This window comes from Aeromonas sp. QDB62, assembly GCF_027705695.1.
GTDB lineage: Bacteria > Pseudomonadota > Gammaproteobacteria > Enterobacterales > Aeromonadaceae > Aeromonas > Aeromonas allosaccharophila.
Map to the genome: position 1 here is coordinate 15,689 of NZ_JAPDCD010000021.1, position 13,959 is coordinate 29,647.

14 protein-coding genes and 1 tRNA gene are annotated in these 13,959 nt (G+C 56.4%); 14 read left to right on the forward strand and 1 reads right to left on the reverse strand.

What is annotated here, in order from left to right; genetic code table 11:
* A complete protein-coding gene (locus OKC27_RS11955) occupies positions 1–2,010 on the reverse strand; it encodes a methyl-accepting chemotaxis protein (RefSeq protein ID WP_270806293.1) in 2,010 nt (669 codons plus the stop codon).
* Positions 2,011–2,270: 260 nt separating this feature from the next.
* Here OKC27_RS11955 and ruvA point away from each other — a divergent pair, with 260 nt between their 5' ends.
* The 14 genes from ruvA to OKC27_RS12025 all read left to right on the forward strand — a co-directional run bounded on the left by ruvA (position 2,271) and on the right by OKC27_RS12025 (position 13,956).
* The gene (gene ruvA / locus OKC27_RS11960; protein ID WP_042063595.1) at positions 2,271–2,885 is read left to right on the forward strand and encodes a Holliday junction branch migration protein RuvA; all 615 of its coding nucleotides are present in this window, start codon (positions 2,271–2,273) and stop codon (positions 2,883–2,885) included.
* Positions 2,886–2,893: 8 nt separating this feature from the next.
* Positions 2,894–3,904 (forward strand): Holliday junction branch migration DNA helicase RuvB, encoded by a 1,011-nt coding sequence (ruvB, locus tag OKC27_RS11965; protein WP_042063596.1) that lies wholly within the window; start codon positions 2,894–2,896, stop codon positions 3,902–3,904.
* Between the two features lie 934 nt (positions 3,905–4,838).
* Positions 4,839–6,395 (forward strand): cytochrome ubiquinol oxidase subunit I, encoded by a 1,557-nt coding sequence (locus OKC27_RS11970; protein WP_042656377.1) that lies wholly within the window; start codon positions 4,839–4,841, stop codon positions 6,393–6,395.
* A gap of 11 nt (positions 6,396–6,406) precedes the next feature.
* Positions 6,407–7,543 carry a cytochrome d ubiquinol oxidase subunit II gene (gene cydB / locus OKC27_RS11975; RefSeq protein ID WP_270806294.1) on the forward strand — a complete coding sequence of 379 codons (1,137 nt, stop codon included), beginning with the start codon at positions 6,407–6,409 and terminating at the stop codon, positions 7,541–7,543.
* Positions 7,544–7,557: 14 nt separating this feature from the next.
* A complete protein-coding gene (gene cydX, locus OKC27_RS11980) occupies positions 7,558–7,674 on the forward strand; it encodes a cytochrome bd-I oxidase subunit CydX (protein ID WP_005304933.1) in 117 nt (38 codons plus the stop codon).
* Complete coding sequence (locus OKC27_RS11985) at positions 7,661–7,972, forward strand: cyd operon YbgE family protein (RefSeq protein WP_270806295.1); 312 nt, start codon at positions 7,661–7,663, stop codon at positions 7,970–7,972. Before cydX ends, OKC27_RS11985 begins: the two co-directional genes overlap by 14 nt.
* A 105-nt stretch (positions 7,973–8,077) precedes the next feature.
* Positions 8,078–8,485, forward strand: coding sequence for a tol-pal system-associated acyl-CoA thioesterase (gene ybgC, locus OKC27_RS11990; RefSeq protein WP_042063599.1), 408 nt, complete (start codon positions 8,078–8,080; stop codon positions 8,483–8,485).
* Complete coding sequence (gene tolQ / locus OKC27_RS11995; protein WP_042063600.1) at positions 8,475–9,164, forward strand: protein TolQ; 690 nt, start codon at positions 8,475–8,477, stop codon at positions 9,162–9,164. The genes ybgC and tolQ overlap by 11 nt, the downstream gene beginning before the upstream one ends.
* Entirely contained in the window at positions 9,164–9,610 is a 447-nt protein-coding gene (gene tolR, locus OKC27_RS12000) for a protein TolR (RefSeq protein WP_005335733.1), read from the forward strand. The genes tolQ and tolR overlap by 1 nt, the downstream gene beginning before the upstream one ends.
* A gap of 5 nt (positions 9,611–9,615) precedes the next feature.
* The gene (tolA, locus tag OKC27_RS12005) at positions 9,616–10,749 is read left to right on the forward strand and encodes a cell envelope integrity protein TolA (protein ID WP_042063601.1); all 1,134 of its coding nucleotides are present in this window, start codon (positions 9,616–9,618) and stop codon (positions 10,747–10,749) included.
* Between the two features lie 95 nt (positions 10,750–10,844).
* Positions 10,845–12,170: a Tol-Pal system beta propeller repeat protein TolB gene (gene tolB, locus OKC27_RS12010; RefSeq protein ID WP_033135654.1), complete on the forward strand. Its 1,326-nt coding sequence runs from the start codon at positions 10,845–10,847 to the stop codon at positions 12,168–12,170.
* A gap of 49 nt (positions 12,171–12,219) precedes the next feature.
* On the forward strand, positions 12,220–12,744 hold the full coding sequence (gene pal / locus OKC27_RS12015) for a peptidoglycan-associated lipoprotein Pal (protein ID WP_005304908.1): 525 nt from the start codon (positions 12,220–12,222) through the stop codon (positions 12,742–12,744).
* A 158-nt stretch (positions 12,745–12,902) separates the two neighbouring features.
* Positions 12,903–13,706: a tol-pal system protein YbgF gene (ybgF, locus tag OKC27_RS12020; protein ID WP_042063603.1), complete on the forward strand. Its 804-nt coding sequence runs from the start codon at positions 12,903–12,905 to the stop codon at positions 13,704–13,706.
* Between the two features lie 174 nt (positions 13,707–13,880).
* Positions 13,881–13,956 (forward strand) — tRNA-Lys (locus OKC27_RS12025).
* The last annotated feature ends 3 nt before the right edge of the window (positions 13,957–13,959 follow it).

Genomic DNA, 13,959 nt, shown 5'->3' on the forward strand with positions numbered 1-13,959 from the left:
CTACACCCGGAACTGGGAGAGCAGGCGCTGTTGCAGCAGGCTGGCTTGATGGAGCGAGGAGGCGAGCTGCAGGCACTCCTGCGCCTCCTGTTCGCCGGTTCTGGCTTGCAGACTGATACCGGAGACCTTGTCGGAGGAGTGGCTCAGGGTGTGTGACAGCTGCCCGGTGGCATCCGCCACCTGTTGCACCATGTCGGCCAGTTGGTCGATGGCCCCTTCCACCTTGAACAGGATCTGCTTGGTGTTCTCGGAGTCCTGCATGCCGGACTCCACCGTCTTGAGGTTGCGTTGCATCATCAGGTAGGCTGTCTCGGTCTGCTGCTGGATGCTGCTGATCACCTGACTGATCTCGGCGCTGGAGGTGGCGGTGCGATTGGCCAGGGTGCGCACCTCGTCAGCCACCACCGCAAAGCCGCGCCCCATTTCGCCCGCCCGGGCCGCTTCGATGGCCGCATTGAGGGCCAGCAGGTTGGTCTGCTCCGAGATGCCGCTGATGGTGGAGATGATCTGGCCAATCTGGCTCGCCTGCTCCTTGAGGGAGTTGATGGCGACGGCGCACTCGCCCACCTCCTGCACCACCCGCTGCATGCCCGCGCTGGCCGAGGCGACGTACTGGCTGCTCTCGGTGGTCAGCTGGCGCACCTCGTTGGCATTCTGGGCCGCCATGCTACAGTTGTCCGATATGGTGGTCGCTACCTGCACCATCTGTTCGCTGTCGTGGTGCAATGCCTGGGCGTGTTCGGCGGTCTGGCGGCTGCTCTGGCTGATCGCTTCCACCCGGTTGACCGAGGTGTGGACGTGTTCGCTGATGTGCTGATTGTTGTCCATGGTGGAGCTGATCATCTTCTGCAATTTCTCGATGAAGCGATCCACGCTGTTGGCCAGCGAACCGATCTCGTCATCCCGTTGCAGGTTGATGCGTGCGTTGAGATCCCCCTCGCCGGCGGCAATATCCTGCATCCGTTTGTCCACTTGCAGCAGCGGCGTCACCAGTTTGCGGGTCAGCCAGAAGCCGCAGAGGGTGACCATGATCAGGCTCAGCAACAAGCCTCCGAGCAGCAGGGCGCGGGTCTGGCTGATGATGCCGTTGAGTTGGGTGACCTGATCCTCGACGGTGGCATCACCGCTCGCCTCGATGGCAACCAGTTGTTGTTTCAGCTGATCGGCACTGGCCTCATAGAGAGCCTGTTGGGCCTGATAGCTGCCGAGCGCCTCGATCCACTGCCCCATCAATTGCTGATGTCGGGTCAGCAGGGCGCGATACTCTGCCGACAGTGTCTTGCCAGCAAATTCGCCGGTTCCCTCGATATCGAACAGCCCGGTGCCGAGCATGCTGTCGATCGCTTCGTGGTAGAAATCGGTCGCCTCTTTCAGCTCGGCCTTGATCGCCGCCGTGACCCCCTGTCTGCGCATCTTCTCCAGCGCATAGAGCTGGCGCAAAAAGCCGATGTTGGACTCCATCCCCCCGTCGGCCGCTTCCCAGCGGGTAGAGAGGCCGCTGTTCCAGCTGATGGTCTGGTCGGGGGATTGGGTCAGTGTTTCTACCGCGCCATCGCCGATCACCTCCAGCTGGGTCGAGAGGCGGGCCATCAGGTCGGCGTTCTGATGCAGCGCCTGATCCGCCTGGGTATAGGCCTGATAGAGCGCCAGCAGCTTCTCTTGCTGCTGTTGATAGGCTTGCTTCTGCTGATCCATGGTGGCAAGGGCCGCGCCATCGATCAGCTGGCCCAGGCTGACCCGGGCCAGCGCATCATCGGTTGCGGCCTTGGCTGCATCGAGCTCGGCCCGATTGAGCGGCGCGCCGTTTTGCATCTTCTGGATATAGAGCTGCTGATTGCCCAGCTCTATCGACCCCTCCATGGCGCCATCGGCGGTCTGCCAGGCTGCGCCCAGCACATAGGAGAGCAGGTCGGCAAGCCGCTGGCTGCCATACCAGCCCACGATCCCCATGCCCAGCGTGCAGCCGAGCAAGATGGCAAGACCCAGATTGGCGGTGGTAACAATTTTCATGTGATGGCCTTCCTTGGTATCGACATTGGCACCATGTTCGGTTCCGAACGGGTTTAGTGTAGTGGTTTATCCCCCGGTCAGCGTCTGCTGCGGTGTTGAAACATCCCGTGCACTGGCTGCACCCGATCAAGCATGGTGGCTAATTGAATAAAAAGCCTCTCTGACGACGCTCCTGTCACGGCCCTATGCTGGATACTTATCCAGTTATTCTTTATGCTATGAGCCAATTTACGAATAGCTGTATTGGTGAGGAGAGAGCCGTGATTGGTCGCTTGAGAGGCATTGTCATTGAAAAGCAGCCCCCCGAGGTCTTGCTGGAAGTGGGCGGGGTCGGCTACGAGGTACAGATGCCGATGAGCTGCTTCTATGATTTGCCGGAGATCGGCAAGGAGGCGGCCATCCATACTCACTTCGTGGTGCGCGAAGATGCCCAGCTGCTCTATGGTTTCAACCACAAGCAGGAGCGGGCGCTGTTCCGCGAGCTGATCAAGACCAACGGGGTCGGCCCCAAACTGGCGCTGGCCATTCTCTCCGGCATGACCGCTACCCAGTTCGTGCTGAGTGTCGAACGCGAAGAGATAAGCTCCCTGGTCAAACTGCCGGGTGTTGGCAAGAAGACCGCCGAGCGGCTGGTGGTGGAGATGAAAGACCGGCTCAAGGGCTGGGTCAGCCACGATCTCTTCTCTCCGGCCATGGTCACCTTGCCAGCCAGTGAGCCCGAATTACGTGCGCCGGATGTGACCGAGGAGGCGGCCAGTGCGCTGGTGGCCCTCGGTTACAAGCCGCAGCAGGCGAGCCAGATTGTCAGCAAGATCGCCAAAGAGGGAATGTCGGTGGAAGAGATCATCCGTGAATCCCTGCGTAGCCTGGTGTGAGGTAGTTGATGATTGAAGCAGACCGTCTTATCTCATCAAGCGCCGCGCGCGAGGATGAGATTATCGATCGGGCCATCCGCCCCAAGAAGCTGGCTGACTACACCGGTCAGGATACCGTCTGCGAGCAGATGGAGATCTTTATCGAAGCGGCGCGCCAGCGGGGCGAGGCGCTCGATCACCTGCTGATCTTTGGCCCGCCGGGTCTGGGCAAGACCACCCTCGCCAACATCGTCGCCAACGAGATGGGGGTCAATATCAAGACCACCTCCGGCCCGGTGCTGGAGAAAGCGGGGGATCTGGCGGCGCTGCTCACCAACCTCGAACCCAATGACGTGCTGTTCATCGACGAGATCCACCGCCTCAGTCCGGTGGTGGAGGAGGTGCTCTATCCGGCGATGGAGGATTACCAGCTCGACATCATGATCGGGGAGGGGCCTGCGGCCCGCTCCATCAAGCTGGATCTGCCTCCCTTCACCCTGATTGGCGCCACCACCCGGGCCGGTTCACTCACCAGCCCGCTGCGGGATCGCTTCGGCATCGTCCAGCGGCTGGAGTTTTACAACGTCAAGGACCTGACCGATATCGTCTCCCGCAGTGCCCGCTGTCTGGGACTCGAGATGACGGAAGATGGTGCCATTGAGGTCGCACGTCGCTCTCGCGGCACGCCGCGGATTGCTAACCGTTTGTTAAGGCGGGTGCGCGATTTTGCCCAGGTGAAATCCGATGGCCGCATCGACGGCCCCATTGCGGCCCGCGCCATGGACATGCTGGATGTCGATAACGAAGGGTTTGACTTCATGGACCGCAAGTTATTGTTGGCTGTGATAGACAAGTTTATGGGGGGCCCGGTGGGTCTCGATAATCTGGCCGCCGCGATCGGGGAAGAGAAAGATACTATCGAAGATGTGCTGGAGCCTTATCTGATCCAGCAGGGGTATCTGCAACGTACACCCAGAGGACGGATTGCGACCACACGAGCCTACGCTCATTTCGGTCTTCAGCGACCAGATGAGAAGTAAAAACAGTCGTTTGAATATGAAACCGCCGTCAAAGGCGGTTTTTTATTACCCTGGCAAAAAAAAGCCCACGGCGGATGCGGTGGGCAAAGACAATTCAGGATGGATGTTCACAGACAGTGAGTGCGTCTGGACACAGACCGGAAAATAAACAGTTGAGCCGTCGCGAGCTCTCAGAGTCGGTTCATTTGATAGAGCTGAACAAAGGAAAGCTTGTAGTAACGGATGGTTTTAGCAACAAACTTTTTCATCTTCGATTCCAATAGACAGGTTCAAATTGATCGTCGAATACGTACCGTGAACCCAGATTAACCGGCCTGTATCCAAGGGTATGCCCTCACTGCGAGGCGCATTGTAGGAGTTCGAACCGACCCGGGCAAACAAGAAAAATTGCACTTTTCAAATTAGTTTATCTAATGTCTTGATTGATGGAATTGGTTCGCATGAGTATGCATTCTTTGCAGTTTTAAATTGAGTTTTCGAATCAGATCGCCTGACCCGGATAACATGGGAAAAGGCGCGTCATCCACGCTTTTCAAATTAAACGGGGTAGCGGGATGTTAAATTCTTAAATTGATTTAAATCAATGTTTTACGATTTATCATGTTTTGTGATCCGGCTCGCGTCAATAATCGTGAAATAGATTAAAAATGCCTTTTAAAGCCATGTATGGCGGGCCCTTTTACATTGATTTCAATCAAATAAAGGTGATATAAAAACCCGGTCATCATGGGCGAGAATAAATTCAGGCTGATTGTTTTGTAATTGTTAAACATTAGCTTTATTTGTGTTCTCGTATTGCCTTGTTGTTAATGCCAGTGGTTACTGAACGCGTTTTGTTGTGATATCTCTCAATGAGGCTCATTCGATAACCTCCAACGGAAGCTTTGTGCTTAAAACTTAAAATAGCCGTGCCAATAATCGGTGAGGAAACATCATGATTGCTGAGCATGTGGTAGACCTATCGCGGTTCCAGTTCGCTGCGACGGCCCTTTATCACTTTTTGTTTGTACCCCTGACGCTGGGAATGGCTTTTCTCCTGGCGATCATGGAATCCGTCTATGTGATGACCAACAACACCATCTACCGGGACATGACCAAATTCTGGGGTAAGTTGTTTGGTATCAACTTTGCCTTGGGGGTCACCACAGGCCTGGCCATGGAGTTCCAGTTCGGGACGAACTGGGCGTACTACTCCCATTATGTCGGCGATATCTTCGGGGCCCCGCTGGCCATCGAGGGGCTGATGGCCTTCTTCCTGGAGTCCACCTTCGTCGGTATGTTCTTCTTTGGTTGGGATCGTCTGAGCAAGCAGCAGCATCTGGTTGCCACCTGGTTGATGGCGCTGGGTACCAACCTCTCCGCCCTCTGGATCCTGGTCGCCAACGGCTGGATGCAGAACCCGGTCGGTGCCGAGTTCAACTTCGAATCCATGCGGATGGAGATGATGAGCTTCGCTGACGTGGTGCTCAACCCGGTTGCCCAGGTCAAGTTCGTCCACACTGTGGCGGCTGGCTATACCTGTGGCGCCATGTTTGTGCTGGGTATCTCCTCCTACTACCTGCTGAAGAATCGTGATGTGGCGTTTGCCCGTCGCTCCTTCGCCATTGCCGCTGCGTTCGGTATGGCTTCCATCGTGTCCGTGCTGATCCTCGGTGACGAATCCGGTTACGAGACCGGTGAAGTGCAGAAGGTGAAACTGGCCGCTATCGAAGCCGAGTGGGAAACTGAACCTGCTCCGGCCGCCTTTACCCTGTTCGGTATTCCGAATCAGGAAGAGATGCGCACCGACTACGCCATCAAGATCCCCTATGCGCTGGGCATTATCGCGACCCGTTCTCTGGACGGTCAGGTAACCGGTCTGAAGGATCTGAAGAGCGAGCACGAACTGCGCGTCCGTAACGGGATGACCGCTTACGACCTGCTGACCAAGCTGCAATCCGGTGACAAGTCTGACGAGACCCGTGCTCGTTTCGACGAAGTGAAGCAGGATCTGGGCTACGGTCTGCTGCTCAAGCGCTACACCAGCAACGTGACCGATGCCACTGACGATCAGATCAAGGCCGCGGTGGATGACTCCATCCCGCAGGTACTGCCGCTGTTCTTCGCCTTCCGCATCATGGTTGCCGTCGGCATGCTGATGCTGGTGCTGATCGGTATGGCCTTCTATGACAGTGCCCGTCACCAGATCGGCCAGCGCAAGTGGCTGCTCAAGGGTCTGTTGTGGGGTATCCCGCTGCCGTGGATCGCGATCGAGGCCGGCTGGTTTGTGGCTGAATATGGTCGCCAACCGTGGACCATTGCAGAGGTGTTGCCGACTTCCCTGTCTGCATCCAACTTGCCTGCAGCTGAAATCTGGTTCTCTCTGATCGGTATCTGCCTGTTCTATACCGTACTTCTGGTTATCGAGATGTACCTGATGTTCAAGTATGCCCGTCTTGGCCCCAGCAGCCTGAAGACTGGCAAGTATCACTTTGAACAGCTCAAGGCATAAGGAGAGCGACCATGTTTGATTACGAAACTCTGCGTGTCATCTGGTGGGCTCTGGTCGGCGTACTGCTGATCGGTTTTGCCATCACTGACGGCTTCGACATGGGGGTAGGCGCACTGCTCCCGTTCGTCGGCAAGAAAGATGTCGAGCGCCGCGTGATGCTCAATACCATGGGGCCGCACTGGGAAGGAAACCAGGTTTGGCTGGTGACTGCCGGTGGTGCCTTGTTCGCTGCCTGGCCGATGGTGTATGCCGCGACCTTCTCCGGCTTCTACATCGCGATGATCCTGACGCTGATGGCGCTGTTCCTGCGCCCGGTCGGCTTCAAGTACCGTTCGCTGCGTGCTGATGCCAAATGGCGTAGCAACTGGGATTGGGCCTTGTTCGCCGGTAGTGCCGTGCCGCCGATCGTCTTTGGTGTGGCCTTTGGCAACCTGCTGCAAGGTGTTCCGTTCGAGTTTAACCAGTTCATGATGTTGACCTATCACGGCAACTTCTTCGGCCTGCTTAACCCGTTCGGTATCCTGGCTGGTCTGGTGAGCCTGTTCATGCTGCTCACCCAAGGCGCAACCTGGTTGATGATGAAGACCGATGGTGAAGTGCTGGCGCGTTCCCGCACTGCCGCCATGATCTGCTCACTGGTGACTCTGGTGCTGTTTGCTGCCGCGGGTTGGTGGGTAAGCGGTATGGAAGGGTATGTCATCGTCAAGGCTGCCGCGACTGACGCGGTATCCAACCCGATGAACAAGGAAGTTGTCCTGCAGGCTGGCGCCTGGATGAACAACTACAACCTCTATCCGTGGATGGTGGCTGCCCCTGTACTGGGTCTGGCCATGAGCCTGCTGACTGCGCTGTTTGCCCGCATGAATATCGGCTGGCTGGCGTTTACCAGCTCCTCGCTGGCGATTGCCGGGGTCATCCTCACCGCCGGTTTCTCCATGTTCCCGTTCGTGATGCCCTCAAGCCTTGAGCCGTCACTGAGCCTGACCATGTGGGATGCTACCGCCTCCTTCAACACCTTGCAGGTGATGACTGTGGCTGCAGCGATCTTCGTACCGATTGTGCTGGGTTACACCCTCTGGACTTACATCAAGATGTTTGGCCGGGTAACCAACAAGCACATCGAAGATAACCAACAATCTCTCTATTAAGAGGTGCGCTGACAATGTGGTATTTCACCTGGATCCTGGGGCTGTTGCTGGCCTGTGCATTTGGCATCATCAATGCGCTGTGGCTGGAACACACCGAGAACATGGATCGTCAGATCGATGAAAATAAGTGATCGACTCGCCAGGCTGGCCGCTCCACTGGAGCGCCAGCCGTGGCAGGGGTTGATGTTACTCGCGGCGGCCTTGTTGGCCGTCGCTATTTTACAGGCCCCCAATCTGATCGCGGCCAACACCAGCGAGCATGGCCACTGGCTCGCTCCCTGGCTGATGTGGGCCGTCTGTTGTGGCGTACTTAACGGGCTTGGCTTTCATCTGAAAAGCCTGCCCGGACGTGTGCTGTTCAACCCCTGGCTCGCCTGGCCCAGTTTGTTGTATGGCCTCTGGCTGACACATTCATATTTCCTTTCATAAAAAACGGGGGGAGGCAGGATTTCCCTGTCTCCCCCTGCTTCTTTCCTATTCAGCCCTGCGCTATGATAGCCCCCCATCTGACTGTCGAATGGATCACAGATTGTTATGGGGGAAGTCTTTGAGTTTCCGGTGCGTGTCTACTACGAAGACACCGACGCCGGGGGCATCGTCTACAACGCCAATTATCTCAAGTTTATGGAACGCGCTCGCACCGAGTTTCTTCGTGCCAAAGGGGTCGAACAGGACGTCTGGCTGCAGGAGGGATATGCCTTCGTGGTGAGCCGAACTGAGATCGATTTCCGCTCGGCGGCCCGTTTTAATGAACTTTTAACTGTATTAACGCAAGTGATTGAAGTGAAACGCGCATCCCTGCGTTTTTCGCAGCAGATCCTGGCGGCTGATGGACGACTGATCACCCAGGCCATGGTACAGATAGCCTGTGTCAGTCATCCGCAAATGAAACCTGTAGCTATACCTGAAAAAATCAAGGGAGTGCTGTTAAGTGCACGCTGAAATTTCGTTTATTGGCCTGTTTTGGCAAGCCAGCCTGTTGGTAAAACTGGTCATGATGACCCTGATGAGCATGTCTATTGTCTCGTGGGCGCTGATTATCCAGCGCTCCAAGGCGATCAAGGCGGCCAATCTCGCATCGGAACAGTTTGAAGATCGCTTCTGGTCAGGGGTCGATCTCAATCGCCTCTATCAGGAGTCCTCTTCCCGCCGCGATGACATCGAAGGCATGGAAGATATCTTCTACTCCGGCTTCAAGGAGTATGCCCGCTTGCTCAAGGCCGGTGCCCGTGGTCAGGATGCGGTGATGGACGGTACCTACCGCGCCATGCGCGTCTCCCTCTCCCGTGCGGTGGATGAACTTGAATCCAACCTGCCGGTGCTGGCGACCATCGGTTCCATTAGCCCCTATATCGGTCTGTTCGGTACCGTGTGGGGGATCATGAACGCCTTTATCGCTCTCGGTCAGGTGCAGCAGGCCACCTTGCAGATGGTGGCACCGGGTATCGCGGAAGCGCTGATCGCGACCGCCATGGGTCTGTTTGCCGCGATCCCGGCGGTCATTTTCTACAACCGCTTCTCCAACAAGGTCGAGCGGCTGGAAAACGCCTACGCCAACTTCATGGACGAGTTCACCACCATTCTGAACCGTCAAATTGCACAGCAGCAGGGTGATCAGTAATGCAAACCTATCAGCGGATCCGGCGCAAGAAGGTGGCCGAGATCAACGTGGTTCCCTATATCGACGTCATGCTGGTGCTGCTTATCATCTTTATGGCGGTCACGCCGGTGATCACGCAAGGGGTCAAGGTGGATCTGCCACAGGCTGAGTCCGAGCAGTTGCCGGAAGATGCCAAGCCGCCCTTCATCGTCAGCGTCAATACCGAAGGCGAGTATGTCATCAAGGCTGGCGAAGCCGATGATGAGCCGGTGCCAAGCGGCACGCCCGAGGCGATGCAGCAATACATCACCGAAAAAGCCATGGGCTATCTGGCGATCAACCAGAATGCCCCCGTGGTGGTCGCGGGTGACAAGGCCGTGCGCTACGAAGAGGTGATCCTGTTGATGGTGGCCCTCAAGAATGCGGGCGTGCCTCAGGTTGGCCTGATGACAGATCCGGTGAACTAACGGAGATGGATGTGAAGCGTGGTATTTCCGGTTATCTCATCGCGTCGTTTCTGCTGCACCTGATCATCGGCATCATCCTGTTTGTCGGGCTCGATTTCAGCAAACCGAAACGACCCGAATCGAAGGGGCAGATCGTCAATGCCGTCATGCTCGATGAGAATTTCCTCAACGAACAGGCCAAGCAGATCCAGCAGCAGAAATCTCAGCCCAAGCCTCAGAAGGTAGAGAAAGAGAAGGATAAGGAAGACACGGATCTCGCCAAGCGCGAGCTGGCTCAGAAACAGGAGCAGCTTCGCATCGCCGAGACCAAGCGCAAGCAGGCCGAAGAGGCCACCCGCAAGGCCGAGGCCGAGAAGCAGAAGAAAGTGGCCGAGCAGAAGCAGGCGGAAGAGAAGGCCCAAAAGGCCGAGGAAGCCCGCAAGCTGGAAGAGCAGAAGACCAAGAAGGCCGAAGCCGAGCGTAAAGCGGCGGAAGCCGAGAGCAAGGCGCTGGCGCTGAAGAAGAAAAAGGAACAAGAGAAGAAAGAGGCCGAGGAGAAGGCCAAGGCGGCAGAAGCCAAGGCCAAGAAAGCGGAAGCTGACAAGAAGGCCAAAGCCGAAGCCGAGAAGAAAGCCAAGGCAGAGGCTGAGAAAAAAGCCAAAGCCGACGCCGAGAAGAAGGCCAAGGAAGAGGCTGACAAAAAGGCAAAAGCTGACGCAGAGAAGAAAGCCAAGGCAGAGGCCGACAAGCAGGCCAAGATCGCGGCTGAGCGCAAGCGTAAAGCAGCCGAGCAGGCCAAGCTGCAAAAAGAGATGGAAGAGATGATGCAGCAGCAGCTGGCGGCTGAGGCGAATGCCCGCAGTCAGGCAGCATCGGCAGCAGCGCAGGGTGAAGTCGACAAGTATGCGGCGCTCATCAAGGCCACTGTTGAGCGGTATATGATTTTGGATCCCACCATGCGGGGCAAAACATGTACTATCGGCGTACGTCTTGCGAGCAGTGGCTTTGTCATATCGGTAGATAACGGCCAGGGTGACCCGGCGGTCTGTCGCTCCGGTAAGGCAGCTGTCCTGAAAGCCAATCAACTGCCAGTGCCGAAGGATCCTGCGGCATTCGAGATGTTGAAGGAATTTAACCTGAAGTTAGAACCGAGTATCTAAGCGTGATAAAACGAGGTTGTTTACAAGTGGTTGGCAGCGTCTCGCAGAGAAAGGAATTTAACCGCTCATTTTTATTGGAACCGAGTATTTAAGCCATGATCAGAAAAGTATTTTTTGCTTTGGTTGGCTGTTTGTTGCTGGGCCAGAGTGCCCAGGCGGCCCTGGACATCGTCATCACCGGCGGTATTGATAGCGCACGCCCCATTGCCGTCGCTCCCTTCAAGTGGGAAGGCAACGGGCAGCTGCCGCAGGACATCGCGGAAGTGGTCTCCAACGACCTGATGCGCAGCGGCAAGTTCAAGCCGCTGGCCCGTGGCCAGATGCCGCAGACCCCGAGCAGCAGCAGCGAGATCAACTTCGCGCCCTGGGCTTCCCAAGGGGTTGAAGCCGTGGTGGTGGGTTCCATTTCGGCAGTCGGTGACGGCACCTACAAGATCAACTTCGAGCTGGTCGATGTGCTGAAAGGCCAGCTGGCCAAGGCGCAAGGTGGCGAGAGCAACGGTTACATCCTGGATAGCCGCATGGCAACCATCCCGGGTGCCCAGATGCGCCAGTTTGCCCACCGCATCTCCGACATCGTCTATGAGCGTCTGACTGGCGAGCGCGGTGCCTTCCTGACCCGTCTGGCTTACGTCTCCGTACAGCAGGGTACCCAGTTCCCGTACCAGCTGCGTATTTCTGATTACGACGGCTACAACGAGAAGACCCTGCTGCGCTCCCGTGAGCCGCTGATGTCTCCCTCCTGGTCGCCGGATGGCAGCAAGCTGGCTTACGTGAGCTTCGAGAACCAGAAATCCGAAATCTACGTGCAGGATATCTACACCCAGCAGCGCAGCCTGATCACCAGTTTCCGTGGTATCAACGGGGCGCCGGAGTGGTCTCCGGATGGTCGTCGTCTGGCTATCGTTCTCTCCAAAGATGGTTCACCGAACCTCTATGTGGTTGATGTCGCTAGCAAGCAGCTGACCAGGGTGACTACCAGCCGTGTGATCGACACCGAACCCTCCTGGCTGCCGGACGGGCAAAATTTGTTGTTCACCTCTGAACGTGGTGGCAAACCCCAGATTTATAGCGTAAATTTGGCGACTGGTATGACTCGCCGGATGACTTGGGAAGGTGAATCCAACCAGGGTGCATCCATTACTCCTGATGGCAAAATCATGGTGATGGTAACCCGTGTTCAGGGGCAATACCGTATTGCCCGTCAGGACATGGAAAACAATGCCCAGTTGGTCCTGACTCAGAGCGCACTTGACGAGTCCCCAAGTGTGGCACCCAATGGCAGCATGATCATTTATGCCACCATCTATCAGGGTCGTAAGAGTCTCGCGTTGGTGTCGACTGATGGTCGCTTCAAGGCTGTGCTTCCGACCAGTAGCGGTGAAATTCGTGCACCAGCTTGGTCGCCCTTCTTGAATTGATAAAAATCCAATTGTTTTTTGTTTTGTTATAAAGGTTTAAGGAAATAGCATGCAACTCAATAAACTGCTCAAGGGTTTGGCCATCGCACTGCCACTGTTCACCCTGGCCGCTTGTAGTTCTTCTTCTGATTCTGACGCCGCTGGCGCTGAGTCAGGTATGACCGACGGCATGGGCGGTGTACAAACCGGCGGCGCCAACGGCATGTTGTCCCCGGAAGAGCAGATGCGTCAGAAGTTCGAAGCACTGCAACGTGACAACGTGATCTACTTCCCGTTCGACGGTTACGATATCCAGGGTCAGTACGCTGATCTGCTGGATGCCCACGCCAGCTACCTGCGCGAGCGCCCGAGCGTTAAAGTCCTGATCGAAGGTCACGCCGATGAGCGCGGTACTCCGGAGTACAACATCGCCCTGGGCGAGCGTCGTGCCAAGGCTGTAGCCAAGTATCTGCAAACCCTGGGTGTGCAGGCCGAGCAGCTCTCCATCGTCAGCTATGGCGAAGAGAAGCCGCTGGACATGTCCCACACCGAGGATGCCTTTGCCAAAAACCGCCGCGCGGTTCTGGTGTACTAAGGTTTGAACCGAACGAAGTTCGTTTATATGCAAGCGGCCATTTCGATGGCCGTTTTATTTGCACTAAACGCCAAGGTTTGATCCGAATGAAATCTGTATAAGCGAGCGACGATGGCGCTGGCCGTTTTATTTGCACTAAACGCTAAGGTTTGATCCGAATGAAATCTGTGTACAAGCAAGCTGTTGTTGCGCTGGCCGTATTGGTTGCTCTGAATGCGCATGCGGCGGCTCCTGTCAGCGATCTGGGCGGTGACTCGGGTGGCGGGGTTGTCCTTAGCGGCAACAACGGCGCCATTGTGCCCACCGGTAGCCTGGAAGATCGGGTTGCCCTGCTGGAGCGCACCCTCAATGCCCGTCTGCGGCTGCAAGCTGAATTGCAGCAACAGGTCGACTCCCTGCAAGGGGAGGTTTCCGAGCTGCGTGGCCAGCTGGAGCAGCAGACCTACCAGATGGAACAGTCGCAAGAGCGCCAGCGTCAGCTCTATCAGGAGCTCGACAAGGTCGCCAGCAGCCAGCAGGCTGCTCCGGCGGCAGCGGCCCCTGCAGCTGCCGCTACACCGGCTGCCGCAGCCAATTACTCAACCAATCAGGATGAGAATCAGGCCTACGACGCTGCGGTTAACATGGTGCTCAAAGAGAAGAACTACGACAAAGCCATTCCGGCTTTCCAGGGCTTCATCAAGCAGTACCCCAATTCGGGGTATGTGCCCAATGCACACTACTGGCTCGGCCAGTTACTGTTCAACAAGGGTGACAGAGCCGGTGCCTCGGCCCAGTTCTCGACCGTGGCCAATAAATACAGCAAATCCCCCAAGCGTGCCGATGCGCTGCTGAAGCTGGGTATGCTGGCGCAGCTGGATGGCAAGAAGGCGGAAGCCAAAACCTTCTATGAACAGGTGATCAAGGGCTATCCCAACACCTCGCCAGCCCAGTTGGCCAAACAGAGTCTGGCCAAGCTGTAACATTGCTGTATGTCACTGTTTTCGTAACGCCACTGTAAAAACAGCCCACATTTGTACGCACAGTGAGCAAACGGATTTAAATTACGAATTTTCTGTTGCACCGGAAATTTAAATCCGTAATATAGGCCGCCGTCAGAGCCGAAGCAGTAATGCAGTCGGAACTGGTCGTGGTGAGGGTCGTTAGCTCAGTCGGTAGAGCAGTTGACTTTTAATCAATTGGTCGCTGGTTCGAATCCAGCACGACCCACCATCT